General features: G+C 63.4%; 19 protein-coding genes and 1 pseudogene. 8 read left to right on the top strand and 12 right to left on the bottom strand.

Going from position 1 to position 21,986, the window contains the following annotated elements:
• Positions 1–68: 68 nt before the first annotated feature.
• The gene (locus tag ACX3OW_RS00345) at positions 69–1,334 is read right to left on the bottom strand and encodes an aspartate kinase (protein WP_459093746.1); all 1,266 of its coding nucleotides are present in this window, start codon (positions 1,332–1,334) and stop codon (positions 69–71) included.
• Positions 1,335–1,507: 173 nt separating this feature from the next.
• On the opposite strand from ACX3OW_RS00345, the gene ubiG reads away from it, so the two are divergent.
• The 3 genes from ubiG (at position 1,508) to ilvD (ending at position 5,275) form a co-directional block, all read left to right on the top strand.
• Positions 1,508–2,248 carry a bifunctional 2-polyprenyl-6-hydroxyphenol methylase/3-demethylubiquinol 3-O-methyltransferase UbiG gene (gene ubiG, locus ACX3OW_RS00350; protein WP_459093747.1) on the top strand — a complete coding sequence of 247 codons (741 nt, stop codon included), beginning with the start codon at positions 1,508–1,510 and terminating at the stop codon, positions 2,246–2,248.
• A 61-nt stretch (positions 2,249–2,309) separates the two neighbouring features.
• On the top strand, positions 2,310–2,744 hold the full coding sequence (locus ACX3OW_RS00355; RefSeq protein WP_459093748.1) for a hypothetical protein: 435 nt from the start codon (positions 2,310–2,312) through the stop codon (positions 2,742–2,744).
• Between the two features lie 686 nt (positions 2,745–3,430).
• Positions 3,431–5,275 carry a dihydroxy-acid dehydratase gene (gene ilvD / locus ACX3OW_RS00360; protein ID WP_459093749.1) on the top strand — a complete coding sequence of 615 codons (1,845 nt, stop codon included), beginning with the start codon at positions 3,431–3,433 and terminating at the stop codon, positions 5,273–5,275.
• Between the two features lie 186 nt (positions 5,276–5,461).
• Here the strand turns inward: ilvD and ACX3OW_RS00365 are convergent, their stop codons facing one another.
• From ACX3OW_RS00365 to ACX3OW_RS00375, 3 genes are read right to left on the bottom strand one after another with little or no spacing between them, the layout of a single operon-like run.
• Positions 5,462–6,550 carry an ATP-dependent DNA helicase gene (locus tag ACX3OW_RS00365; RefSeq protein ID WP_459093750.1) on the bottom strand — a complete coding sequence of 363 codons (1,089 nt, stop codon included), beginning with the start codon at positions 6,548–6,550 and terminating at the stop codon, positions 5,462–5,464.
• Complete coding sequence (locus ACX3OW_RS00370; protein ID WP_459093751.1) at positions 6,550–7,233, bottom strand: fumarylacetoacetate hydrolase family protein; 684 nt, start codon at positions 7,231–7,233, stop codon at positions 6,550–6,552. Before ACX3OW_RS00370 ends, ACX3OW_RS00365 begins: the two co-directional genes overlap by 1 nt.
• Complete coding sequence (locus ACX3OW_RS00375; RefSeq protein ID WP_459093752.1) at positions 7,226–8,287, bottom strand: aldo/keto reductase; 1,062 nt, start codon at positions 8,285–8,287, stop codon at positions 7,226–7,228. Before ACX3OW_RS00375 ends, ACX3OW_RS00370 begins: the two co-directional genes overlap by 8 nt.
• Positions 8,288–8,405: 118 nt before the next feature.
• Between ACX3OW_RS00375 and ACX3OW_RS00380 the strand changes: the two genes are divergently transcribed.
• The 3 genes from ACX3OW_RS00380 (at position 8,406) to ACX3OW_RS00390 (ending at position 10,218) form a co-directional block, all read left to right on the top strand.
• Positions 8,406–9,287, top strand: coding sequence for an EamA family transporter (locus ACX3OW_RS00380; protein ID WP_459093753.1), 882 nt, complete (start codon positions 8,406–8,408; stop codon positions 9,285–9,287).
• Between the two features lie 77 nt (positions 9,288–9,364).
• On the top strand, positions 9,365–9,751 hold the full coding sequence (locus ACX3OW_RS00385; protein ID WP_459093754.1) for a YciI family protein: 387 nt from the start codon (positions 9,365–9,367) through the stop codon (positions 9,749–9,751).
• Between the two features lie 62 nt (positions 9,752–9,813).
• A complete protein-coding gene (locus tag ACX3OW_RS00390; protein WP_459093755.1) occupies positions 9,814–10,218 on the top strand; it encodes a VOC family protein in 405 nt (134 codons plus the stop codon).
• A gap of 61 nt (positions 10,219–10,279) precedes the next feature.
• Here the strand turns inward: ACX3OW_RS00390 and mce are convergent, their stop codons facing one another.
• The 5 genes and pseudogenes from mce to ACX3OW_RS00415 all read right to left on the bottom strand — a co-directional run bounded on the left by mce (position 10,280) and on the right by ACX3OW_RS00415 (position 16,333).
• Positions 10,280–10,696: a methylmalonyl-CoA epimerase gene (gene mce, locus ACX3OW_RS00395; protein ID WP_459093756.1), complete on the bottom strand. Its 417-nt coding sequence runs from the start codon at positions 10,694–10,696 to the stop codon at positions 10,280–10,282.
• Positions 10,693–12,813, bottom strand: a complete 2,121-nt coding sequence (gene scpA / locus ACX3OW_RS00400) for a methylmalonyl-CoA mutase (protein ID WP_459093757.1) — start codon at positions 12,811–12,813, stop codon at positions 10,693–10,695. Before scpA ends, mce begins: the two co-directional genes overlap by 4 nt.
• Positions 12,813–13,403 carry a biotin/lipoyl-containing protein gene (locus tag ACX3OW_RS00405; protein ID WP_459094777.1) on the bottom strand — a complete coding sequence of 197 codons (591 nt, stop codon included), beginning with the start codon at positions 13,401–13,403 and terminating at the stop codon, positions 12,813–12,815. The genes scpA and ACX3OW_RS00405 overlap by 1 nt, the downstream gene beginning before the upstream one ends.
• A gap of 17 nt (positions 13,404–13,420) precedes the next feature.
• Positions 13,421–14,789 (bottom strand): annotated as a pseudogene (locus tag ACX3OW_RS00410) (acetyl-CoA carboxylase biotin carboxylase subunit); the annotation flags it as partial.
• Between the two features lie 11 nt (positions 14,790–14,800).
• Positions 14,801–16,333 carry an acyl-CoA carboxylase subunit beta gene (locus ACX3OW_RS00415; protein WP_459093758.1) on the bottom strand — a complete coding sequence of 511 codons (1,533 nt, stop codon included), beginning with the start codon at positions 16,331–16,333 and terminating at the stop codon, positions 14,801–14,803.
• 115 nt (positions 16,334–16,448) lie between these two features.
• Between ACX3OW_RS00415 and ACX3OW_RS00420 the strand changes: the two genes are divergently transcribed.
• Positions 16,449–17,861 carry a short-chain fatty acyl-CoA regulator family protein gene (locus tag ACX3OW_RS00420; RefSeq protein ID WP_459093759.1) on the top strand — a complete coding sequence of 471 codons (1,413 nt, stop codon included), beginning with the start codon at positions 16,449–16,451 and terminating at the stop codon, positions 17,859–17,861.
• Here ACX3OW_RS00420 and ACX3OW_RS00425 read toward each other — a convergent pair.
• Genes ACX3OW_RS00425 through ACX3OW_RS00435 form a run of 3 tightly spaced genes read right to left on the bottom strand, consistent with a single transcriptional unit; the run spans position 17,858 to position 20,795 of the window.
• A complete protein-coding gene (locus ACX3OW_RS00425) occupies positions 17,858–18,502 on the bottom strand; it encodes a response regulator (protein WP_459094778.1) in 645 nt (214 codons plus the stop codon). The genes ACX3OW_RS00420 and ACX3OW_RS00425 overlap by 4 nt on opposite strands.
• Complete coding sequence (locus ACX3OW_RS00430; RefSeq protein WP_459093760.1) at positions 18,502–20,313, bottom strand: sensor histidine kinase; 1,812 nt, start codon at positions 20,311–20,313, stop codon at positions 18,502–18,504. The genes ACX3OW_RS00425 and ACX3OW_RS00430 overlap by 1 nt, the downstream gene beginning before the upstream one ends.
• Positions 20,310–20,795: a putative pterin-binding protein gene (locus ACX3OW_RS00435; protein ID WP_459093761.1), complete on the bottom strand. Its 486-nt coding sequence runs from the start codon at positions 20,793–20,795 to the stop codon at positions 20,310–20,312. The genes ACX3OW_RS00430 and ACX3OW_RS00435 overlap by 4 nt, the downstream gene beginning before the upstream one ends.
• A 188-nt stretch (positions 20,796–20,983) precedes the next feature.
• Between ACX3OW_RS00435 and ACX3OW_RS00440 the strand changes: the two genes are divergently transcribed.
• Complete coding sequence (locus tag ACX3OW_RS00440) at positions 20,984–21,967, top strand: hypothetical protein (protein ID WP_459093762.1); 984 nt, start codon at positions 20,984–20,986, stop codon at positions 21,965–21,967.
• Positions 21,968–21,986 lie beyond the last annotated feature (19 nt).

Raw genomic sequence — 21,986 nt, forward strand, 5'->3', positions numbered from 1 at the left:
CCTCTATAGACGGCCCGCAAGCCGCCCCCCTTTGTCGAGGACGCGGCCCACTCCCCCCTTGGCGGGGCTCAGGCGTCCTTCTTGTCCAACCCGTAATAAGTATGGAGGGCGCGAACCGCAAGCTCGGCATATTGCTCGTCGATCAACACCGAGGTCTTGATTTCCGAAGTGGTGATCAACTGGATGTTGATGCCCTTGTCGGCCAGCGCCTTGAACATCGAGGAGGCGACACCCGCATGGCTGCGCATGCCCACGCCCACAACCGAGACCTTTGCCCCGCCCTTGGAGCCGCTGATGCGCGCATATTCGATGCGGCTGCCGGCATCTTCCAGCGTCTTGATGGCCCGGTCATACTCGCTGTCCGGTACCGTAAATGTGATGTCGGTGGTGGCGCCATCATCGGCAATATTCTGCACGATCATGTCGACGATAATGCCCTGATCGGCCAGCGTGCCGAAAATGGCCGCCGCGACACCCGGATTGTCCTTGACGTCGCGCAGGGTGATCTTGGCTTCTGCCTTGGCGAGCGTCACGCCCGAAACGATCTGCTTTTCCACGATCTCATCCTCATCGCAAACCAATGTACCGGGCACACCCGGCGTTCCGTCAGGCGCCACCTGCGGCGCATCGGGGTCGTCAAAACTCGAGCGCACCACCAGCGGCACCTTATAGGCCATCGCCATCTCGACCGAGCGGATCATCAGCACCTTGGCGCCGAGCGAGGCCATTTCCAGCATTTCCTCAAAGGAAATCCGGGTCATGCGCTGCGCCTTGCTCACGATACGCGGGTCGGTCGTGTAAACGCCGTCCACATCGGTATAGATATCGCAACGGTCGGCCTTGATCGAGGCCGCCACCGCCACCGCCGACGTATCCGAGCCACCGCGACCCAGCGTCGTCACCCGGCCACTGGGGGAAATGCCCTGGAAGCCGGTGATCACCGGCACCCAGCCATCATTGAGCCGCTTGTTGAGTTCGGTCGGATCGATTTCGGTGATCCGCGCCGCGCCATGCGCGCCATCGGTCTTGATCGGCACCTGCCAGCCCGAAAACGAGCGTGACTGGATGCCCATCTCGCTGAGCACGATGGCCATCAGCCCGGCTGTCACCTGCTCGCCCGACGCCACGACGGCGTCATATTCGCGGGCGTCATGCAGCGGGCTGGCTTCATTGACCCAGCCGACCAGTTCATTGGTTTTGCCCGACATGGCCGAAACCACGACAACCACCTGGTTGCCGGCTTCGACTTCGCGCTTCACATGCCGCGCGGACTGGCGGATACGTTCGATGCTGGCAACCGAAGTGCCCCCGAACTTGACGACGATACGGGCCAATTGCTTCCCCGGACTTCCACCGAACCCGGCGGTACGCTTGATGTTGCGCGTGCAATGCCACAAAGGCGGCCCGCGATCAACACGCATCGCAGCCGCAGCGACGATCTGCGACCTCGCGTGCCTTGCCTCAGCCATGCTGGCACGTTCATATGACGGACCAACGGAGCCGCGCCATGACCGCCACCACCATCAACGACGCCGAAATCGCCAAATTCACCGCGATGGCCGAGGAATGGTGGGATCCGACCGGTAAATTCAAGCCGCTGCATAAATTCGGCCCGGTCCGCCTCGGCTTCATCCGCGAGCATCTGCTCGCCCATTTCGGTCTTGATGGCACCGGCATGCGCCCCTTCGAGGGTCTGACAATTCTTGATGTCGGCTGCGGCGGCGGGCTGCTCTGCGAACCGCTGGCCCGGCTGGGCGCCACCGTCACCGGCATTGACGCTGCTGAACGCAACATCGCCATCGCCCGCCTCCATGCCGAGCAATCCGGGCTTCCCATCGATTATCGCGCCACCACCAGCGAGGCCGTCGCCGCCGCCGGCGAGCGTTTCGACATGGTGCTCAACATGGAAGTGGTGGAGCATGTCGACAATGTCCCGCTCTATATGAAGAGCTGCGCCGATCTGGTGAAGCCGGGCGGGCTGATGCTGACCGCCACGCTCAACCGCACCGCCCGCGCCTGGGCGCTGGCGGTGATCGGCGCCGAACGCGTGCTGCGCTGGCTGCCCAAGGGCACCCATGACTGGAACAAATTCCTGACGCCCGAAGAAATTGCAGTGCTGCTGATCCGCAACGGCCTCAAGGTCACCGACCAGACCGGCGTGGTGTTCCACCCGCTGGCCGATGAATGGCGCAAGTCGCGCGACATGGCGATCAACTACATGGTGATGGCCGAAAAGCCGGCTGCCTGAGGCCCCTATCGCGGCGTCACGGCGCGTTATAGCCTGCGGGACCAAGCGCCCCGGAGCCTTCATGCGCCTCACCCAGATTGCCGTCGCCTTTGTTCTCGTTACCGCGCCCGCCCTGGCCCAGAGCGAGGAGGCGATCCTCGCGCAGATCGAAAGCCTGCATGGCGACTCGACAGCTTTTGGCGAAGCCTTCAGCACGCTGCAGGACGCCTTTCTGTTCGACAATCCCGCCGCCTTGGCTGACCTCGTCTTCTATCCGCTCGATGTGGAAGCCAATGGCGAGCTGTATGAAATCACCGAACCGCAGGAGCTGATCGACAATTTCGACACCCTGCTGACGCCAGACACCATCAGCGCCCTGTCCAGCCAGGACTTTTCCGACCTCATCGTCACCAGCGACGGCGTCGGCTTCGGCAATGGCGCGCTGTGGATGACCCTGGTCTGCCTCGACGTTTCCTGCGCCGACACCCAATGGGGCATCATCCGCATCAATAATTGAGCGGCGCCCTGCCGCCTTGATGTCATCCCCGCAGCCCCTCAAAAATGCGGTGTCACCCCGGACTTGAGCCGGGGCCCATCCCCAGATCGTCCCGCCGCCGCAAGGTCGATCAATTTCACCTCGATGTCCGTACCCCACCCCCTCCCGGCCTCCCCCATCATGGGGGAGGTGTCAGATCGAGCTTGAGGCACGATCACGCCCACGAGTGGAGCGATACCTCCCCCTTGATGGGGGAGGCTAGGAGGGGGTGGAGCCAAACGCACCATGCCCTCAACTTATCCCTCTTATCCCCGCCCCCAAAACCTCCTGCATACTCCCCCCATCTCTCCGGGATACGGGCGGCGCTGCAGCGACCGGTGTCCGGGGCGACGGTCGGGAGGGTGGAGGTCGCGCTCCGCCCTGGGCTGTGCGGATGGGGCATTCGGGCAGGGGGCTACGGTTCCATGCTGGGGCTTGCGGTCTGCCTTCCGAGAAAAACCCGACGCCCCGAGGCGGTTTCGTCTCACTTTTTTACTACCTCACGAGGCGAAAGCCACCTCGGGGCTCCGCTCGTTTCGACCATGGCATTTCCGCCGCAATCGTACCGTACGGTACGGTACGTTTTGATTGATACCTGTCTGTAATGGGTCTAATGTGGCCGGCAACATTGCCAGGCGACCTTGCGCCCGACTTCTGAGGATATGTCCATGCCAGTCTATCGTTCCCGTACCACCACTCATGGCCGCAACATGGCCGGCGCGCGTGGCCTCTGGCGCGCGACGGGTATGAAGAACAGCGATTTCGGCAAGCCGATCATCGCCGTGGTGAACTCGTTCACCCAATTCGTGCCCGGCCACGTCCATCTCAAAGATCTGGGCCAGCTCGTGGCCCGTGAAATCGAGGCGGCCGGTGGCGTCGCCAAGGAATTCAACACCATCGCGGTCGATGACGGCATCGCCATGGGTCACGACGGCATGCTGTATTCGCTGCCCAGCCGCGACCTGATCGCCGACTCGGTGGAATACATGGTCAACGCCCACTGCGCCGACGCCATGGTCTGCATCTCCAACTGCGACAAGATCACCCCCGGCATGCTCAATGCCGCCATGCGCATCAACATCCCGGTGGTGTTCGTCTCCGGCGGGCCGATGGAAGCCGGCAAGGCCATGCTCAAGGGCAAGCTGCAGGCGCTCGATCTGGTCGACGCCATGGTGATGGCCGCCGACGAAAACTATTCCGACGAAGAAGTGCAGGCCGTCGAAGAAGCCGCCTGCCCCACCTGCGGCTCCTGCTCGGGCATGTTCACCGCCAACTCGATGAACTGCCTCACCGAAGCCCTGGGCCTGTCGCTGCCCGGCAACGGCTCGACCCTGGCCACCCACTCGGACCGCAAGCATCTGTTCGAGGAAGCCGGCCGCACCATCGTCGCCATCACCAAGCGTTGGTACGAGCAGGACGATGCCTCGGTGCTCCCGCGCAACATCGCCACCAAGGCGGCGTTTGAAAACGCCATGACGCTCGACATCGCCATGGGCGGCTCGACCAATACCGTGCTGCACATTCTGGCCGCCGCTCATGAAGGCGAAATCGACTTCACCATGGACGATATCGACGCCCTGTCGCGCCGCGTCCCGGTGCTGTGCAAGGTCGCCCCGGCCAAGGCCGACGTGCATATGGAAGACGTCCACCGCGCCGGCGGCATCATGTCGATCCTCGGCCAGCTCGACCGTGCCGGCCTGATCAACCGTTCCGAGCCCACCATTCACGCGCCGACGCTGGGCGATGCGCTCGACCACTGGGACATCTCGCGCACCAATTCGGAAGACGTGCGCAATTTCTTCATGGCCGCCCCCGGCGGCGTGCGCACCACGCAGGCGTTTTCGCAGTCCAACCGCTGGGCCGAACTCGACCTCGACCGCCAGAACGGCGCCATCCGCTCGGCCGAATACGCCTTCTCCAAGGATGGCGGCTTGGCCGTGCTGTCGGGCAATATCGCCATCGATGGCTGCATAGTGAAGACCGCCGGCGTCGACGAATCCATTCTCAAATTCACCGGCAAGGCCCGCGTGTTCGAGAGCCAGGACGACTCGGTCAAGGCGATTTTGGCCAATGAGATCAAGGAAGGCGACGTGCTGGTGATCCGTTACGAAGGCCCGCGCGGTGGCCCCGGCATGCAGGAAATGCTGTATCCGACCAGCTACCTCAAATCCAAGGGCCTCGGCAAAGCCTGCGCCCTGCTGACTGATGGTCGCTTCTCCGGCGGCACATCGGGCCTCTCCATCGGCCACGTGTCCCCCGAAGCGGCCGAAGGCGGCACCATTGGCCTCGTCCGTGAAGGCGATACCATCGAGATCGACATCCCCAACCGCAGCATCACGCTGCTGGTCAGCGATGACGAGCTGGTGCAGCGCCGCCACGACCAGGATCAGCTCGGCTGGAAGCCGGCGCATCCGCGTAAGCGCAACGTCACGCAGGCCCTGCGTGCCTACGCCGCCTTCGCCACCTCCGCTGCTCGCGGCGCGGTGCGCGACCTCGGCGCACTGGATAAGTGACCGGGAAAAATTGATTGACGACAATCGCGTGACAAGTCTGGCGCCAGCATGCTAGACGGGCGCCAGCCAATCAGCGGTCTGCCAAGATTGCTGATTGGTTAGGTTCGATAGCGGGGATTCCACCCTCCCTATCGAACCGACCTAAAACCTCCAGACATCGTTATCAGCGACCCAGCAGCTGCTGTCTTACGAGACGACCGTGATCTTCTCGGCGGCCCGGGTAATGCCGGTATAAAGCCAGCGCGCGCGTTCCTCGCGGAACACAAAGCTCTCATCAAACAGATAGACATTGTCCCACTGGCTGCCCTGCGCCTTATGCACGGTCAGGCAGTAGCCAAAGGTGAATTCGTCAAATTGCCGGCGCTCGGGCCAGCTCATCGCATCTTCCTCGCCTGAGAAAAACGCCTTATGCGTCAGCACCTTGGCCTCGCCCTTGCCCTCATCGGCGCCGAGCAAGAGCGACCACTTGCCATTGCTGCGGCGGGTCGCCTCGGTGACGATCCAGATCTGGCCATTGAGCAGCTTCTTGCGCGGATTATTGCGCAGGCAGACCATGCGGTCGCCCAGCACCGGCTCATGAAACGGCAAGCCCTTCAGCTCGCGCAGCCGGTCATTATATTGCAGCCGCGTCTTGTTGCGGCCCACCAGCACCTGATCGGCTTCCAGCACCGCATTGCGATCGACATTGTCGCGCCCCACCACAATGGAATCGCCATAGGTGCCGCGCTCGAGGAAGCCGCCCTCACGCACCTGCATCGACAAATGAATGATCGGATTATCCGCCGCCTGCCGGTGGATTTCGGTGAGCATCACATCGGGCTCTTCGGCGGTGAAAAACCCCGCCCCCTGCACCGGCGGCAGCTGGAACGGATCGCCCAGCACCAACACCTTGACGCCAAAGCTCAACAGATCTCGGCCCAACTGCTCATCGACCATCGAGACTTCATCGATAACGATCAGATCGGCATCGGCGGCCGGGCTTTCGCCATCCAGCACGAAGCGCGGCTCGCCGTCCTTCTCGCTGACCAAAGTATAGATCAGGCTATGGATGGTCTGCGCGCCCTTGCAGCCACGCTTGCGCATCACCAAAGCTGCCTTGCCGGTGAAGGCGGCAAACTTCACCGAGCGCACGTCCTGCGCCAGATGCACCGCCAGCGTCGACTTGCCGGTACCGGCCCAGCCGAAGAGCCGGAACACCTGCGGCCCATTGCGATCCTTGAGCCAATCGGACACGGCTTTCAGCGCCGCATCCTGCTGGGGAGACCAGACCGGCATCAGACGATCGAGGTCCTGACAGTGCCGATCCCGGCAATGGCGCCTTCCAGCACGTCGCCGCGCACCACCGCGCCGACCCCGGCCGGCGTACCGGTCATGATCAGGTCGCCGGCCCGCAAGGTGACGAACTGGCTGAGAAACGCGATGGCCTCGCTGACAGTCCAGATCTGGTCAGCCAGATCGCCGCGCTGCCGCTCGACGCCGTTGACCGACAGGGTGATAGCCCCGCTGTCGGGGTGGCCAATGGAGGCAGCGGGTTCGATGCTGCCGATGGGAGCCGAGGCATCAAACCCCTTGGCCATCGCCCATGGTCGCCCAGCCTGCTTGGCCTGGGCCTGCAGATCGCGCCGGGTCATGTCGAGCCCGACGGCGTAGCCATAGACATGGTCCAGCGCATCGGCTTCGGCGATATCGGCGCCATCCTTGCCGATGGCGACGACCAGCTCGATTTCATGATGGAAATCACTGGTCTGCGGCGGATAGGGGATCGCCGCGCCACCGACCACGACGGCGTCGGTCGGCTTGCCGAAAAAGAACGGCGGCTCGCGGGTGTCATTGCCCATTTCGACAATGTGCTCGGCATAATTGCGGCCGACGCAATAGATGCGGCGCACGGCAAACAGCCCGCCCCGGGCAATCGGCACCGAAATCGGCGCATAGGGTTCGAACAGAAAATCAGCCACGCTTGAACTCCTCGGCATAGGGGGCGATCAGATCGAGATCGATCTGGCCCAGCCGATCCTGTGCGGTAAACGATTGGTGCCAATAGGGATAGAGCAGCGGCGGCTGGCTGGCCGCGTCGAGCTGCGCCCGCTCGTCGGCGGTGAGCTTGAGATTGGCCGCAGCCAGATTATCCTGGAACTGCGCCTCATTGCGCCCGCCGATGATCACCGAGGTCACCCCCGGCCGCCCCAGCAGCCAGGCCAGCGCCACCTGCGCCCCCGACACGCCGCGCGCATCGGCAACGGCCACCAGCGCGTCGATGATGGTGTAGAACTTGTCCCAGTCATAGACCGGCGGCTCGCGGAAACCGCCGACATGGCGACCGGCTTTCGGCCCGCCATCGCGGCGATATTTACCCGACAGCAGCCCACCGGCCAGCGGCGACCAGATCAGCATGCCAAGGCCCTGATCCCGGGTGATCGGCACCAGCTCATATTCGGCTTCGCGCGAATGCAGCGTGTAGTGGATCTGCTGGGAAATGAAGCGCTGGCCATGGCGCTTGTCGGCAGCGGCGAGCGCCTTGCTGATATGCCAGCCCGAATAATTGGAACAGCCGATATAGCGGACCTTGCCCTGCTGCACGAGCGTATCGAGCGCCTCCATCGTCTCCTCGATGGGGGTCTGCCCGTCCCATTCATGCACCTGATAGAGATCGATGACATCGGTCTGCAAGCGGCGCAGGCTGGCTTCGGCCTGGGCAATGATGTGGTGCCGGCTGAGGCCGGTCTCATTGGGCCCATTGCCCATCTTGAAGCGCACCTTGGTGCCGATCAGCGTGCGCTGGCGGCGACCATTCTCGCTCAGCGCCACCCCGATCATCTCCTCGGAGACGCCGGCATTATAGACATTGGCGGTGTCGAGCAGATTGATCCCGGCATCGAGGCACAGATCGATCTGGCGCGTCGCATCGGCCTGTTCGGTATGGCCGACGCGTTCCGAGCCACCGAAGGTCATGGTGCCCATGGTCAGCGTCGAGACCTTGAGGCCCGAGCGTCCCAGATAACGGTATTCCATCGGCTTTCCTCCTAGGATCGGCTGGCGATAGGGCTAAAGCGCATTGAGAGTCGGGTCAATGGAGCCGGCATGGAGGTGATGACGCCTTGGAAGAAGGCTGCTACAGCACGCCATCATCTTGAAAGCCCTTCCCGTGCGGCCCCAATCCGTTCTGTTCTCCGTCGCTCTCGTCACTCTCGGCATGGTGTTCACCCAGACCGGGGCCTCCTTCGCCAAGCAGCTGTTTCCCGCCATCGGCCCCGCCGGGGCGACAACGCTACGGCTGGTATTAGCCGCCTTGGTGCTGGTGCTGATCTTCCGGCCGTGGCGGCAAAAGCTCGACGCCCGCCAGTGGCGCGCCGTGCTGGCCTATGGCGGCGCCATGGGGGCGATGAACCTGTTCTTCTATGCAGCGCTGACCAGCATTCCACTCGGGGTAGCGGTAGCGCTCGAATTCACCGGCCCCTTGGCGGTGGCGCTGTTCGGCGCCCGCAAGCCGCTCGACTTTGCCTGGATCGCGCTGGCGGTGGCGGGCCTCGCCATGCTGCTGCCGTTGGGCCAATCCAGCGGCGAAATCGGCATTGTCGGGGTGCTGCTGGCGCTGGCGGCGGGCGGCTGCTGGGCCGGCTATATCATTTTCGGCCAACGCGCCGGCACCGGCGGTGGTCCCCATATCACCGCACTGGGCGTTTCCATCGCCGCCATCATCGCCCTGCCCTTCGGCGTGGCGACGGCGGGCACCGCCCTGCTCGATCCGGGCCTCCTGCCGCTGGCGCTGGCCGTGGCACTGATGTCGAGCGCCATCCCTTATGCCCTCGATATGGTGGCGCTGCCCCATATTCCCTCGCGCCTGTTCGGCATTCTGATGAGCGGCCAGCCGGCGCTCGGGGCGCTGTCAGGCTTTGTAATTCTGAGCGAAACCCTGAGCCCATGGCAGGGTGCCGGCATCACTGCCATCATCGTCGCCTCGCTGGGGGCGACGGTGACCATTGCCCGCTCGCCCCCACCACCGGTGGCGTAAGGCGCAAAAAAACTCTCCCCCCAATCTCGGATTGAGTCATAATCCCCCGCCGCCACCCGGACGAGGGACGCCCCAAAATGCTCTATGCCGTGCTCTGCTATAATGACGAAAAAGCCGTCGCCACCTGGAGCCAGGAAGAGGACGACGCCTGCATGGCGCGCCTGGCTCTGGTGGAAGAGGGCATGAAGGCCAAGGGCAAGCTCGGCCCCGTGGCGCGACTGCTGCCCACCAGCAAGGCCACCACCCTGCGCAAGACCTCGGGCGAGCCGCTGATCATCGATGGTCCGTTTGCCGAAACCAAGGAACAGTTTCTCGGTTTTTTCGTCGCCGATTGCGAAACGCTGGATGACGCCATTGCCTTTGCCAAGGATCTGTCGGTCGCCAATCCAGGCCTCGGCGCCTATGAAATCCGCCCGCTGGCGCTATATCACCCCAGCGCCTTGCTGGACGGCGACGCAAAATAGCCGCTGTCGAAGCGGCACCTGCTGGTTCGTCGTGACATGCAACCCTATGAGGAGATCAGCCCATGACCGACTTCCGCCCCCATTCCGGCGTCACGCCCTATCTCAGCGTTGACGGCGCCCGCAAGGCCATCGAGTTTTACAAAAAGGCCTTTGCCGCCACCGAATATGAAGCCATGGCCGCCGAAAACAGCGACAAGCTGATGCACTCGCAAATCGGCATCAATGGCAGCTCGATTTTCCTGTCCGATTTTTTCCCCGAGCACGGCTATGCCCCGGTCGCCCCGCAGGGCTTCAACATGCATATCCATGTCGATGACGCCCAGATGTGGTGGGACCGCGCCGTCGCCGCCGGCTGCACCATCACCTCGCCACTCAAGACCGAATTCTGGGGCGATATCTACGGCCAACTGAAAGACCCGTTCGGCGTAACCTGGGCCATCGGCCAAAGCCAGGCGCAGCCGGCTTAAGACTGGAGCCCGCCCCACACACGGTGTCACCCCGGCGAAAGCCGGGGTCCATCCTGAGATCTCAAGATGTGGGCGCCAATTCTTCCAACTCGATCAGCGTGCCGTCAAAATCCTTGGGATGCAGGAACAGCACCGGCAGGCCATGCGCCCCGGTCTTGGGCGTGCCATCGCCCAGCACCCGGGCGCCGCCTGCGGTGAGCGTCGCCGCGGCGGCGAGAATATCGGGCACCTCGAAGCAGATATGATGCATGCCGCCGGCGGGATTCTTGCCGAGAAACGCCGCAATCGGCGAATTCTCACCCAGCGGCTCCAGCAGCTCCACCTTGGTATTGCCGGTATCGATGAACACCACGGTGACGCCATGCTCCGGCAGTTCCAGCGGCGCGCCGACCTTCGCCCCCAGCAAATCACGATATTTCGCGGCGGCGCTGGCCAGATCAGGCACGGCGATGGCGATGTGGTTGAGGCGGCCGATCATCGGTTGGAGAGCCTTCCCTCGATCTGGCTCAACACGGAAAACGCCGCACTCAGCACATTGGTGCCAGGCCCGAAAATCGCAGCCACCCCGGCATCGAGCAGGAACGCATAATCCTGCTCGGGAATGACGCCGCCGACAACGACGGTGACCTCGCCCAGATCGCGCTCGCGCAGCGCCGCGATCAGTTCCGGCACCAGCGTCTTGTGGCCAGCGGCCAGGGAGGACACGCCCACCGCATCGACCTTGAGCTCGGCGACATGGTCCGCCACTTCCGGCGCCGTCTCGAACAGATCGCCCATATGCACATTGAAGCCCAGATCGGCGAAGGCGCTGGCAATGATCTTGGCGCCGCGATCATGGCCGTCCTGCCCCATCTTGGCGATGAAGATCGACGGGGCGCGGCCCCGCGCCGCCTTGAAGCTGTCGATGCGGCCGGCGATGGCGGCAAATTCGGGATCGTCGCCATAGCCATCGGCATAGACGCCGGAGATGACGCGGGTAATCGCCGAATGGCGGCCGAACACGTCTTCCATCGCCGCGCTGATTTCGCCCAAAGTGGCGCGGGCGCGGGCCGCTTCAATCGCCGCTTCAAGCAGATTGCCTTCGTCCTTGGCGGCGTATTCGCGCAGTGCCGACAGCATCGACTGGCACTTGGCCTCGTCGCGGCTGGCGCGGATGCGCTGCAGCTGCGCCACCTGTTCGGCGCGCACCTTGGCATTGTCGATATCGCGCACCTCGATCGGGTCTTCGCTGTCGAGGCGGTAGCGATTGACCCCGACAATGACATCTTCGCCGCGATCGACCCGCGCCTGCCGCAACGCCGCCGCCTTCTCGATCTCGAGCTTGGGCCCGCCGGCCTGCACCGCCTGGGTCATGCCGCCGGCCATTTCGGCTTCGCCGATCAGGATCTTGGCGCCTTCCACCAGCTCGCGCGTCAGCGCCTCGACATAATAGGAACCGCCCAGCGGATCGACCACATCGGTGATGCGCGATTCATGCTGCAGGATCAGCTGGGTGTTGCGGGCGATGCGGCTGGAAAATTCGGTGGGCAGCGCGATGGCTTCGTCAAAGCTGTTGGTGTGGAGGCTCTGCGTGCCGCCCAAAGTCGCCGCCAGCGCCTCAATGGTGGTGCGCACGATATTGTTGTGCGGGTCCTGCTCGGTCAGCGACACGCCCGAGGTCTGGCAATGGGTGCGCAGCATCTTGCTGCGCGCATCCTTGGCCCCCAGCCCGGTCATGATCTCACTCCACAGCTGCCGCGCGGCGCGCAGCTTGCTGACTTCGAGAAAGAAATTCATGCCGATGCCGAAAAAGAAGCTCAGCCGCCCGGCGAAAGCATCGATATCGAGGCCCCTTGCCTGCGCGGCACGGACATATTCCATGCCATCGGCCAGCGTATAGGCCAGCTCCTGCACCGCCGTCGCCCCAGCCTCGTGCATGTGATAACCCGAAATCGAGATCGAGTTGAATTTGGGCATATGCTCGGCGGTATGGGCGATGATGTCACCAATGATCCGCATCGAAGGCTCGGGCGGATAGATATAGGTGTTGCGGACCATGAACTCCTTGAGGATGTCGTTCTGGATGGTCCCATCCAATTTGGCCTGCTTCACGCCCTGTTCCTCAGCGGCGACGATGAACATCGCCAACACCGGAATCACCGCGCCATTCATGGTCATCGACACGCTCATCTGATCGAGCGGAATGCCGTCGAACAGCATTTTCATGTCCTCGACGCTGTCGATGGCCACCCCGGCCTTGCCGACATCGCCGGTGACGCGCGGATGGTCGCTGTCATAGCCGCGATGGGTGGCCAGATCGAAGGCAACAGAGAGCCCCTTCTGCCCCTTCTCCAGCGCCTGCCGATAAAACGCATTGGACTCCCGCGCCGTCGAGAAGCCGGCATATTGGCGGATGGTCCAGGGCCGGTTGGCATACATGGTGGCGCGCACGCCGCGGGTAAACGGCGCCACGCCGGGGATTTCCCCCTCGCCCCCAAAATACACCGGCTTGACCGGAATGCCGCCATAGTCGCTGTCGAGCGAGGCCAGCGGGGTATCCCGCAATTCCTTTTGCGCCAGCGCCGCCCAATGGGCGAAATTCGGCTGCTCGCTCATTACAGCGCCTCGAATTCGAGAATGATCTGGTCCACCGCCAGCACCGAACCGGGGCCGGCATGCACCTTGCTGACGCGGGCCCGCTTCTCGGCCTTCAGCACATTTTCCATCTTCATCGCCTCGACAATGGCCAGGGTCTGCCCGTCTTCGACGATATCACCTTCCTTGACGTCCACCCGCACGATCTGGCCTGGCATCGGGCAGAGCAGGAACTTGCTCATGTCGGGCGGGACTTTGACCGGCATCAGCACCAGCAGATCGGCGACGCGCGGCTCCAGCACCTGCACATTGAGATCGGCACCGCGATAGCGCATGCGGAAGCCGCTGCTGCTGCGCTTCAGCTTAACATGCCGCCGCACCCCGGACAGCCGGGCCACCGCGAGCCTGTCGGTTGGCTCCCAGGCCAGTTCAACCGCGCGCGGCGCGGCTCCACTGTCCACGATCCATTCATTATCGACATGGTCGACCGTGACGTCACGCCGCCGGCCATTGATGACCACCGCGAGTTGCCGACTGCCGGCCAGCGGCACGAATTTCTGCTGATGCCGCAGGGCAGCGACGGCAGCGATATCGGCCAGATCGGCGAGCACCGCGTCATCCAGCGTGGCGCCGTCAAAGCCCTCGGGGAACTCCTCGGCAATATAGCCGGTGGTGATCGTTCCCGCGCGGAACCGCTCCTGATCCATCACCGTGGAGAGGAAGGGCAGATTGTGCCCGACGCCTTCGACCTCAAAGCTGTCGAGCGCCACCGCCATCGCCTCAATGGCCTCGAGCCGGGTCGGGGCGCAGGTGCAGAGCTTGGCGATCATCGGATCGTAGAAGGTGGAGATTTCGCCGCCCTCAAACACGCCGGTGTCGTTGCGCACCACGCGATCCTTGCCAGCGCGCTCCTCGGGCGGCCGATAGCGGGTCAGCCGACCGGTCGAGGGCAGGAAATTGCGATAGGGGTCTTCGGCATAGAGCCGGCTTTCAATGGCCCAGCCATTGCGCTGCACTTGGCTCTGCGTCAGCGGCAGGGCTTCGCCATTGGCGGCGCGGAGCATCAGCTCCACCAGATCGAGCCCGGTGATCAGCTCGGTCACCGGATGCTCCACCTGGAGGCGGGTGTTCATCTCGAGGAAATAGAAATTGCGGTCCTTGTCGACGATGAACTCCACCGTCCCGGCGCTCTGGTAGCCCACGGCCTTGGCCAGCGCCACCGACTGCTCGCCCATGGCCTTGCGGGTGGCCTCATCGAGAAACGGCGACGGCGCTTCTTCGATGACCTTCTGGTTGCGGCGCTGGATCGAGCATTCGCGCTCATTGAGATAGAGCACGTTGCCATGACTATCGCCGATCAGCTGGATTTCGATATGGCGCGGCTCGGTGACGAATTTTTCGATGAAAATCCGGTCATCGCCAAACGACGACGCGGCCTCAGACTTGGAGCGCTCAAAGCCCTCACGCGCTTCGGCGTCGTTCCAGGCAATGCGCATGCCCTTGCCGCCGCCGCCGGCGCTGGCCTTGATCATCACCGGGTAGCCGACCGACCGGGAAATCGTCACCGCCTCTTCGGCGTCAGCAATCAGCCCCATATGGCCAGGCACCGTCGACACCCCGGCTTCAGCGGCGAGCTTCTTGGAGGTGATCTTGTCGCCCATCGCCTCGATGGCTTTCACCGGCGGGCCGACAAAGATGATCCCGGCAGCGGCCAGCGCCTCGGCAAACTTGGGATTTTCCGACAGGAAGCCATAACCCGGATGCACCGCCTGCGCGCCGGTCTGCTTGCAGGCGGCAATGATCTTGTCGATCTGGAGGTAGCTATCCTTGGCCGGCGACGGACCGATATGGACGGCTTCGTCCGCCATCCGGACATGCAAAGCTTCCCGGTCGGCGTCGGAATAAACCGCGACCGTGGCAATGCCCATGCGCTTGGCAGTCTTGATGACCCGGCAAGCAATTTCGCCCCGATTGGCGATGAGGAGTTTGGTGATCATGCTCTGGCTCCTCACAGCGGAATATTGTCGTGCTTCTTCTTCGGCATGCTGTGCGTTTTGTGGCGCAGCGTCGAGAAGGCACGGATGACGCGGCGTCTTGTGCCGTGCGGCATGATCACGTCGTCGATGAAGCCGCGCTCCGCCGCCACAAACGGGTTGGCGAAGCGCTTTTCGTAGTCGGCGGTGCGCTGGGCGATCTTGGCTTTGTCCGAGAGTTCGGAGCGATAGATGATTTCCGCCGCGCCCTTGGCACCCATCACAGCAATTTCGGCACTAGGCCAGGCGTAGTTGACGTCGGCCTTGATGTGCTTGGAGGCCATCACGTCATAGGCGCCGCCATAGGCTTTGCGGGTGATGACGGTGACCAATGGCACCGTGGCCTCGGCATAGGCGAAGAGCAACTTGGCGCCGTGCTTGATGATGCCGCCATATTCCTGCGCCACGCCGGGCAGGAAGCCGGGCACGTCGACAAAGGTCAGGATCGGGATTTCAAAGCTGTCGCAGAAGCGGATGAAGCGCGCGGCTTTCTTACTGGCATTGATGTCGAGACAGCCGGCCAGTACCAGCGGCTGATTGGCTACCACGCCGACGGTTTCGCCGCCGAGGCGGATGAAACCAATCAGGATATTGCCGGCATGGTCCTTTTGCAGTTCGAGGAAATCGCCCTCATCGGCAACCTTTTCAATGACTTCGCGCATGTCATAGGGCTTGTTGGCGCTGTCGGGAATGATGGTGTCGAGACTGTCGTCGCGCCGGTCGAGCGGGTCAGTGGTAGCGATGCTGGGCGCGCGTTCGCCGGCCCGCAACGGCAAAAAGCTGAACAGGCGGCGGACTTCGAGCAGGGTTTCGATGTCGTTGTCGAAGGCCGCGTCGGCGACCGAGGAGATTTTGGTGTGGGTCGACGCGCCGCCGAGTTCTTCGGCGGTGACGATTTCGTTGGTCACGGTTTTGACCACGTCGGGGCCGGTGACGAACATGTAGCTGGTGTCTTTGACCATGTAGATAAAGTCGGTCATCGCTGGCGAATAGACCGCACCGCCGGCGCAGGGGCCCATGATCACCGAAATCTGCGGCACCGCGCCGCTGGCCTGCACATTGCGCCAGAACACGTCGGCATAGCCGCCCAGCGAGGCCACGCCTTCCTGAATGCGGGCGCCACCGCTATCGTTGAGCCCGATCACCGGCGCGCCGTTCTGCAGCGCTAAATCCATGATCTTGCAAATTTTTTCGGCATGGGTCTCGCTCAGCGAGCCGCCAAACACCGTGAAATCCTGGCTGAACACATAGACGATGCGGCCGCCAATGGTGCCCCAGCCGGTGACCACGCCATCGCCCGGAATCAGCGTTTCACCCATGCCGAACTCGGTGGCCCGGTGGGTGACGAACATGTCGTATTCTTCAAAACTGCCCGGATCGAGCAGCACATCGAGCCGCTCGCGCGCCGTCAGCTTGCCCTTGGCATGCTGCGTGTCGATCCGTTTTTGCCCGCCGCCAAGACGAGCAAGTGCGCGTTTTTCTTCCAGCTGCTGGATGATTTCTTGCATATTTCCGCCTGTTTTCTTCACTGAACCTAGCGGCGAAGGGCGCTGGCACCAAGACTCCAAAGTGCGTGCGTGCTAGGATTGTGGGAGAAGTGTTTGTGGCTTTGTGGATATGTGAATGAACGACCGGAAAGTCTTCATCGGCGCCCGCCTGCGCACCCTGCGCGCCGAGAGCCGCCTGACCCAAGCCGAGCTGGCGGCACGGCTCGAAATTTCTCCCTCCTATGTCAACCAGCTCGAACTCAATCAGCGTCCGCTGACCGCGACGGTGATGTTCGCGCTGGCCCGGAATTTCAATCTCGATCTGTCGCGGCTGAGTTCGGACGATTCCGACCGCCTGGTGGCTGACCTCCGTGAAGTTCTGGTCGATCCGGTGTTTGGCGATACCCCGCCCAGCCTGCAGGATCTCAAGACCCTCGCCCATAATGCGCCCGACATGGCCAAGGCCATGCTGCAGCTGTACCAAACCTATCGCAAGACCAATGAGCGGCTGGCCAGCGTCGACGCGGTGCTGACGCAGGACCCCTCCAGCGGCACGCTGAGCCCCTATGAGGAAGTGCGCGACTTCTTCCATTATGCGGACAATTATATCGACGATCTGGACAGGGCGGCGGAGCATACCGCCGGGGAAATCGGCAGCACCGGGCCGGACCGGCTGCAAAAGCTGATCGCCTATTGCCGCCGCTCGCATGATCTCGATGTCCGGCTGACCAGCGCCGTGCCGCCCGACCTGATGCGCGATTTTGATCGGGCCAATCGGCTGCTGCTGGTCAATGCGCGGCAGGAGGCGTCGAGCCAGTTTTTCCATATCGCCGCCGTGCTCGGCGACATCACCCAGTCGCGCCTGATCGGCGAGCTGCTCGATGCCGCCAATTTCTCCACCCAGGAAGCGCGCGCCATCTGCCATATGGGGCTGTCCAACTATTTCGCGGGGGCATTGCAACTGCCCTATGAGGCGTTTCTCAGCGCCGCCGAGGCCAGTCGCTACGATATCGAGGAACTCGGCCATCTGTTCGGCGCCAGTTTCGAGCAGGTCGCGCATCGCCTGTCGACCATGCAGCGGCCGATGCTGCGCGGGGTGCCGTTTTTCTTCGCCCGGGTCGATGCCGCCGGCACCATCACCAAGCGCCATTCGGCGACGCCGCTGCAATTCGCCCGCTTCGGCGGCGCCTGCCCGCTGTGGAATGTGCATCAGGCCTTTGAAGCGCATGGCCGCATCCAGCGCCAATTCGCCGAAACCCCGGACGGCAATCGCTATCTGTCGCTGGCCTGGTCGAGCGAAAAGCGCAGCGGCGGCTATGCCGGTATCACAAGGCGTTACGCCTATGCGCTGGGCTGCGAAATCAGCCATGCCAGCCGGCTGGTCTATGGCACCGATATCGACATCACCCGCACCAAATTCGAGCCCATCGGCATTGCCTGCCGCATCTGCGAGCGGCGCAATTGCCCGCAACGCTCGGTGCCACCGCTGGCCGCGTCCATCGCCGTCAATGCCGACCGCCGCATGATCGTGCCCTACGACATTTCCTAGACGTCGGCCGCGCGCAGCAGCAGCGCCACCAGTTCGGCCTGTCGGTTGGTGCCGGTCTTCTGGAAAATATTGCGCAGGTGAAACACCACCGTGGTGCGGGCGATGTCGAGGTCAGCGGCGATCTGCGCCGGCTGCTTGCCATCGGCCAGCGCCAGCGCCACCCGCGCTTCGGCCGGGGTCAGGCCAAAGGCACGCGCCAGAATGTCGGGGCAGAGCGATGGGCGCGACCCCAATTGCGCCCGCAGGCGCGCAACCTGCCGCAGCCTTGCATCGACCGTGGCCAGCAGCAGGTCATAATCAATCGGCTTGACCAGATAGTCGTCGGCCCCGAGACGCTTGCCCGCCACCACTTCGCGCGGATCGGCCAGCGCCGACAGGAAGACGAAGGGAATGCCGGCATGCTCACCGCCCTCAGCCTGGGTCGCCTGCAGCACGGCGTGGCCGTTGAGACCGGGCATGGAGATATCGCACAGGATCAGATCGGGGCGCTGCGCCGCCAATTGTTGCAACGCTTCGGCGCCATCGCTGGCTTCGATGACTGCATAGCCGGCTTCGCTCAATTCATCGGCGATATCGCGGCGCAAATCCTCCTCGTCCTCGACGCAGAGGATGAGCGGGCGCGACTGGGTGGCGCCGGGCATCACGCCGGCTCTCCCAGCCGGAGCGGGGTGGGTTCGGCCAGATCGGACACTTGCGGCAGGGTCAGGACAAAGCTGACCTGATCATCCGCATGATCGGCAAGCTGCACATCGCCCCCCTGCATGCGCGCCAGACTGCGCGCCATATAGAGTCCGATGCCGATGCCCGGCCGGCCTTCGGCGTTCTGGCCGCGAAAATAACGCTCGAACAGCGCCTCGCGCTCATCCGGGCAGGCCAATGCCCCGCGATTGCTGACCGCGCATTGCACCGCCTGCCCGTCGCCGCGCACCGTCACGCTGATCGGGCTGTCGGGCGCGGAATATTTGATGGCGTTGGTCAGCAGATTGACCAGAATGTTTTCGACATGCACCGGATCACAGCGCGCCATGGTGGGTGACGGACCAGCATCGAGCAGGATTTTGCGGCGCGGCGTGGCCTCATGCTGGCGGGCGCAAACCTCTGCTGCCACCTGCCCCAGATCGCAGGCCTCGCTGCGGATCTCGATCTGGCCGGCGTCGAGCCGTGCTGCATCGAGCGTGCTTTCCACCAGCCGGATCAGCCGGGCAATCGCCTGCCGCGCCTTGCCACCGCGATCCAGCACTTCTGCCGCCGACAGCTTGTCGCTGCGGCGCATCAGCCGCTGCAGGGCCGAATCGACAATCGCCAGCGGGGTGCGGAATTGATGCGAGATCATGGTGCCGAAATGGCGGTAGAGGTCGGCTGTCGTCCGCTCACGCTCCAGCGCCGCGTCCAGCTCCCGAGTGCGGGCCTGCACCAGATGTTCGAGCTGATCGCGGTGCTCGGCGGTCTGGCGCTGCGCCGCGCGGCGCTCGGTTTCGTCGGAGACCAGCAGGATTGCCCCAATGATGCGCTCGCCATCGCGCAGTGAAAAACAGCGCAGATCGAGATAGAGCGGCGCGTCCCTGCCGGGCGGAAAGAAGGGCTGATCGGACAACACCATCGCCGTCCCGGCCAGAGCCAGATCCATGGCCTGATTGATCCGCTCGACCTGAAAGAAGCCCGACACGGCGCTCAGCGTGCAGCCGATGGTTTTGCCGGCGGGCAGCCTGAACAATTGCTCCGCCGCCGCATTCCACACCGTGCAGCGCCGTTCGAGATCGACGGCAACAATGCCCTCGCCGCTGGAGCCGATCAGCAGTTCGGAAAATGCCCTTTCCTTGTCCAGCAGTCGGGCGCGCCGCCGCGCATCGCTGATGGTCAGCAGGAAATGGATCGACAGCACGGCGCCGGCCAGCGAAATGCCGATGACCGAAATGATGATCTGCCACAGCTGATGCCGCGAGGTATCGAGCTTGCCGCCCAGATCATCCCATTCCGCCACCATGGCCTTGTTGGCCGCTTGCGTCAGCATGGCATCATAGGGGTCGAGCAGGCCATCGATGGCGCGCAACTCGGCCATGGCGCCCGGCTGGAGGGTATCCAGCAAGGCGGCCAGCTCGGGAAGCCGGAGCTGGAACGCATCCAGCACCGGGCCAAAACCCAGCGCCTGCATTTTGCGGCGCTGCGGCCCATCATTGAGCAGGCTGACGCGGCTGAGAAACAGCTGATGGCGCAGTTGCAGCGTCTCCTGATCGATCTCGCCCAGCGAGCGCCGCGCCGCCGCCTCGCTCAATTGCAGGCTGGCGACATGGCTGCGCGACACCACCCACACCATGTTCTGCGTGGCTTCGATGCGCATGTCGCGTTCGATATTGGACAGCCGCATCAGCGAGAACGCCAGCAGCAGCGCGAAAATGGCGATGGTCAGGATCGGCAGCGCAATGCCGATCAGGGTGCGGGCCGAGCGGCTCATTTGATGTCGAGCCGGGTCAGCTGCCAGACCCAGCGATAGTCATAGCGGATGTCCTGCAGCTCGACATGCTGGTCGCGTGGATAGACGATCCAGAGCGGGCCCTTGTCGCTGGCCAGCAGCGGCGTGCCATCCAGCGCATAGGCCACCAGCACATCGAAGCGCTCGAATTCATCGGCGGCAAAATCGATGATGTAATCATTCAGCGCCGTCGCGGTCACCGTCGTGCCAGCGGCGCCGACATGAGCGAGCAGGTCGCGCATCAGAAAGCCATCGAAGCGGTGCACCCCATCGGTCACAGCAGTGCTGGTTTCCAGCGTCATCGCCGGCAGCGCCTGCAGCATCGCCATGTCGAACAATGCCGCGCCATCCTGATTGCCATTGGCAATCTCGCCATGCACTTCAAGCACAGTGTCGCCGCGCGGCGCGCCCAGGACATCAGCGACGGCAGAAGACCCCGTTGCCGTCGCGGCCAATAGCGCCATAGCAACGCCCAGAAAATTCCACCGCCCTCCCCCCAAGACCGCTCTCCCTCAATTGCCGCACTGGTTCAGCAAGCCATAGCATACTTATGCGACAGAGTTTTCTTCGCCGCCCCCTCCAAACGAACGGGGCGCCCACTGCCTCTCCCCGCTAGGCTCGGCAAAACAGATTGCGGCGGCCGGAGACAAGCATGTGGGACTTTAGCGTGGGCAACGCCCTGGGATTGATGGCGCGGACCATGCCGTTCATCGTCTTGCGCATGGCGGTGTATTTCGGCATTGCCGTTGGCTATGTGCTGGTCACCGGCACTGGCGCGGGGGTGGGCTATGGCGTCGGCATGTTCGGCGATAGCGAGTTTCAGGCCAGCACGGCCTTCTGGGGCGGTGCGGTCGGCTTCGGCGTATTCGGCGCCATCATGTACTGGGCCCGCGAATATATCCTCTACATCGTCAAGGCCGGCCATATCGCCGTTTTGGTTGAATTGCTCGACGGCAAGCCGATGCCGGAGGGAAAATCCCAGATCAGCTATGCCAGCTCCGTGGTGCAGCAGCGCTTTGCCCAGGCCAGCGTGCTGTTCGCCATTGATCAGCTGATCAAAGGCGTGGTCGGCGCCATCACCGGGCTGATGCGCGGCGTGTTGTCGATCCTGCCGCTGCCCGGCATGCAGCAGCTGTCGGGCATTCTCAATGCCTTCCTCAAAATCGCCGTCGGCTTCATCGACGAGGTCATTCTCGCCCACGCCATCCGCACCCGCTCGACCAATCCCTGGGCCTCGGCCCAGGAAGCGCTGGTGCTGTATGGACAGAACTACAAGGTGATGCTGAAAAACGCCGCCTGGCTGGCGGTGATCGTCTATCTGCTGAGCTTTGTGGTGTTTCTGGTGATGTTGGCCCCGGCAGCGCTGCTGGTTTACCTGATGCCTGGCGCCTGGGCCGCTGGCGGGGTGGTGTTTGCGCTGCTGTTTGCCTGGAGCGTCAAGGCGGCGCTGCTCGAGCCCTTCGCCATCACCTGCCTGATGCAGGTTTATTTCAAAACCATCGAGGGCCAGCAGCCCAACCCCGAATGGGAAGCCCGGCTCGAACAGCTGTCGGACAAATTCCGCAAGCTCAAGGCACGCGCCATTGGTGCGCCCGGCGGCGCGACCCCGGCAAACGAGGATTGGCGGCCGGCATGACCCGGCTCGGGCCCAGGAG

It is taken from the genome of Devosia sp. A449 (assembly GCF_054489375.1).

Bases quoted from the DNA above. Each gene is read 5' to 3' on its own strand.
- ubiG (WP_459093747.1), top strand. From the start codon at position 1,508: ATGACCGCCACCACCATCAACGACGCCGAAATCGCCAAATTCACCGCG.
- ACX3OW_RS00355 (WP_459093748.1), top strand. From the start codon at position 2,310: ATGCGCCTCACCCAGATTGCCGTCGCCTTTGTTCTCGTTACCGCGCCC.
- ilvD (WP_459093749.1), top strand. From the start codon at position 3,431: ATGCCAGTCTATCGTTCCCGTACCACCACTCATGGCCGCAACATGGCC.
- ACX3OW_RS00365 (WP_459093750.1), bottom strand. From the start codon at position 6,550: ATGCCGGTCTGGTCTCCCCAGCAGGATGCGGCGCTGAAAGCCGTGTCC.
- ACX3OW_RS00375 (WP_459093752.1), bottom strand. From the start codon at position 8,287: ATGGAATACCGTTATCTGGGACGCTCGGGCCTCAAGGTCTCGACGCTG.
- ACX3OW_RS00385 (WP_459093754.1), top strand. From the start codon at position 9,365: ATGCTCTATGCCGTGCTCTGCTATAATGACGAAAAAGCCGTCGCCACC.
- ACX3OW_RS00390 (WP_459093755.1), top strand. From the start codon at position 9,814: ATGACCGACTTCCGCCCCCATTCCGGCGTCACGCCCTATCTCAGCGTT.
- mce (WP_459093756.1), bottom strand. From the start codon at position 10,696: ATGATCGGCCGCCTCAACCACATCGCCATCGCCGTGCCTGATCTGGCC.
- scpA (WP_459093757.1), bottom strand. From the start codon at position 12,813: ATGAGCGAGCAGCCGAATTTCGCCCATTGGGCGGCGCTGGCGCAAAAG.
- ACX3OW_RS00415 (WP_459093758.1), bottom strand. From the start codon at position 16,333: ATGCAAGAAATCATCCAGCAGCTGGAAGAAAAACGCGCACTTGCTCGT.
- ACX3OW_RS00420 (WP_459093759.1), top strand. From the start codon at position 16,449: ATGAACGACCGGAAAGTCTTCATCGGCGCCCGCCTGCGCACCCTGCGC.
- ACX3OW_RS00425 (WP_459094778.1), bottom strand. From the start codon at position 18,502: ATGCCCGGCGCCACCCAGTCGCGCCCGCTCATCCTCTGCGTCGAGGAC.
- ACX3OW_RS00430 (WP_459093760.1), bottom strand. From the start codon at position 20,313: ATGAGCCGCTCGGCCCGCACCCTGATCGGCATTGCGCTGCCGATCCTG.
- ACX3OW_RS00435 (WP_459093761.1), bottom strand. From the start codon at position 20,795: ATGGCGCTATTGGCCGCGACGGCAACGGGGTCTTCTGCCGTCGCTGAT.
- ACX3OW_RS00440 (WP_459093762.1), top strand. From the start codon at position 20,984: ATGTGGGACTTTAGCGTGGGCAACGCCCTGGGATTGATGGCGCGGACC.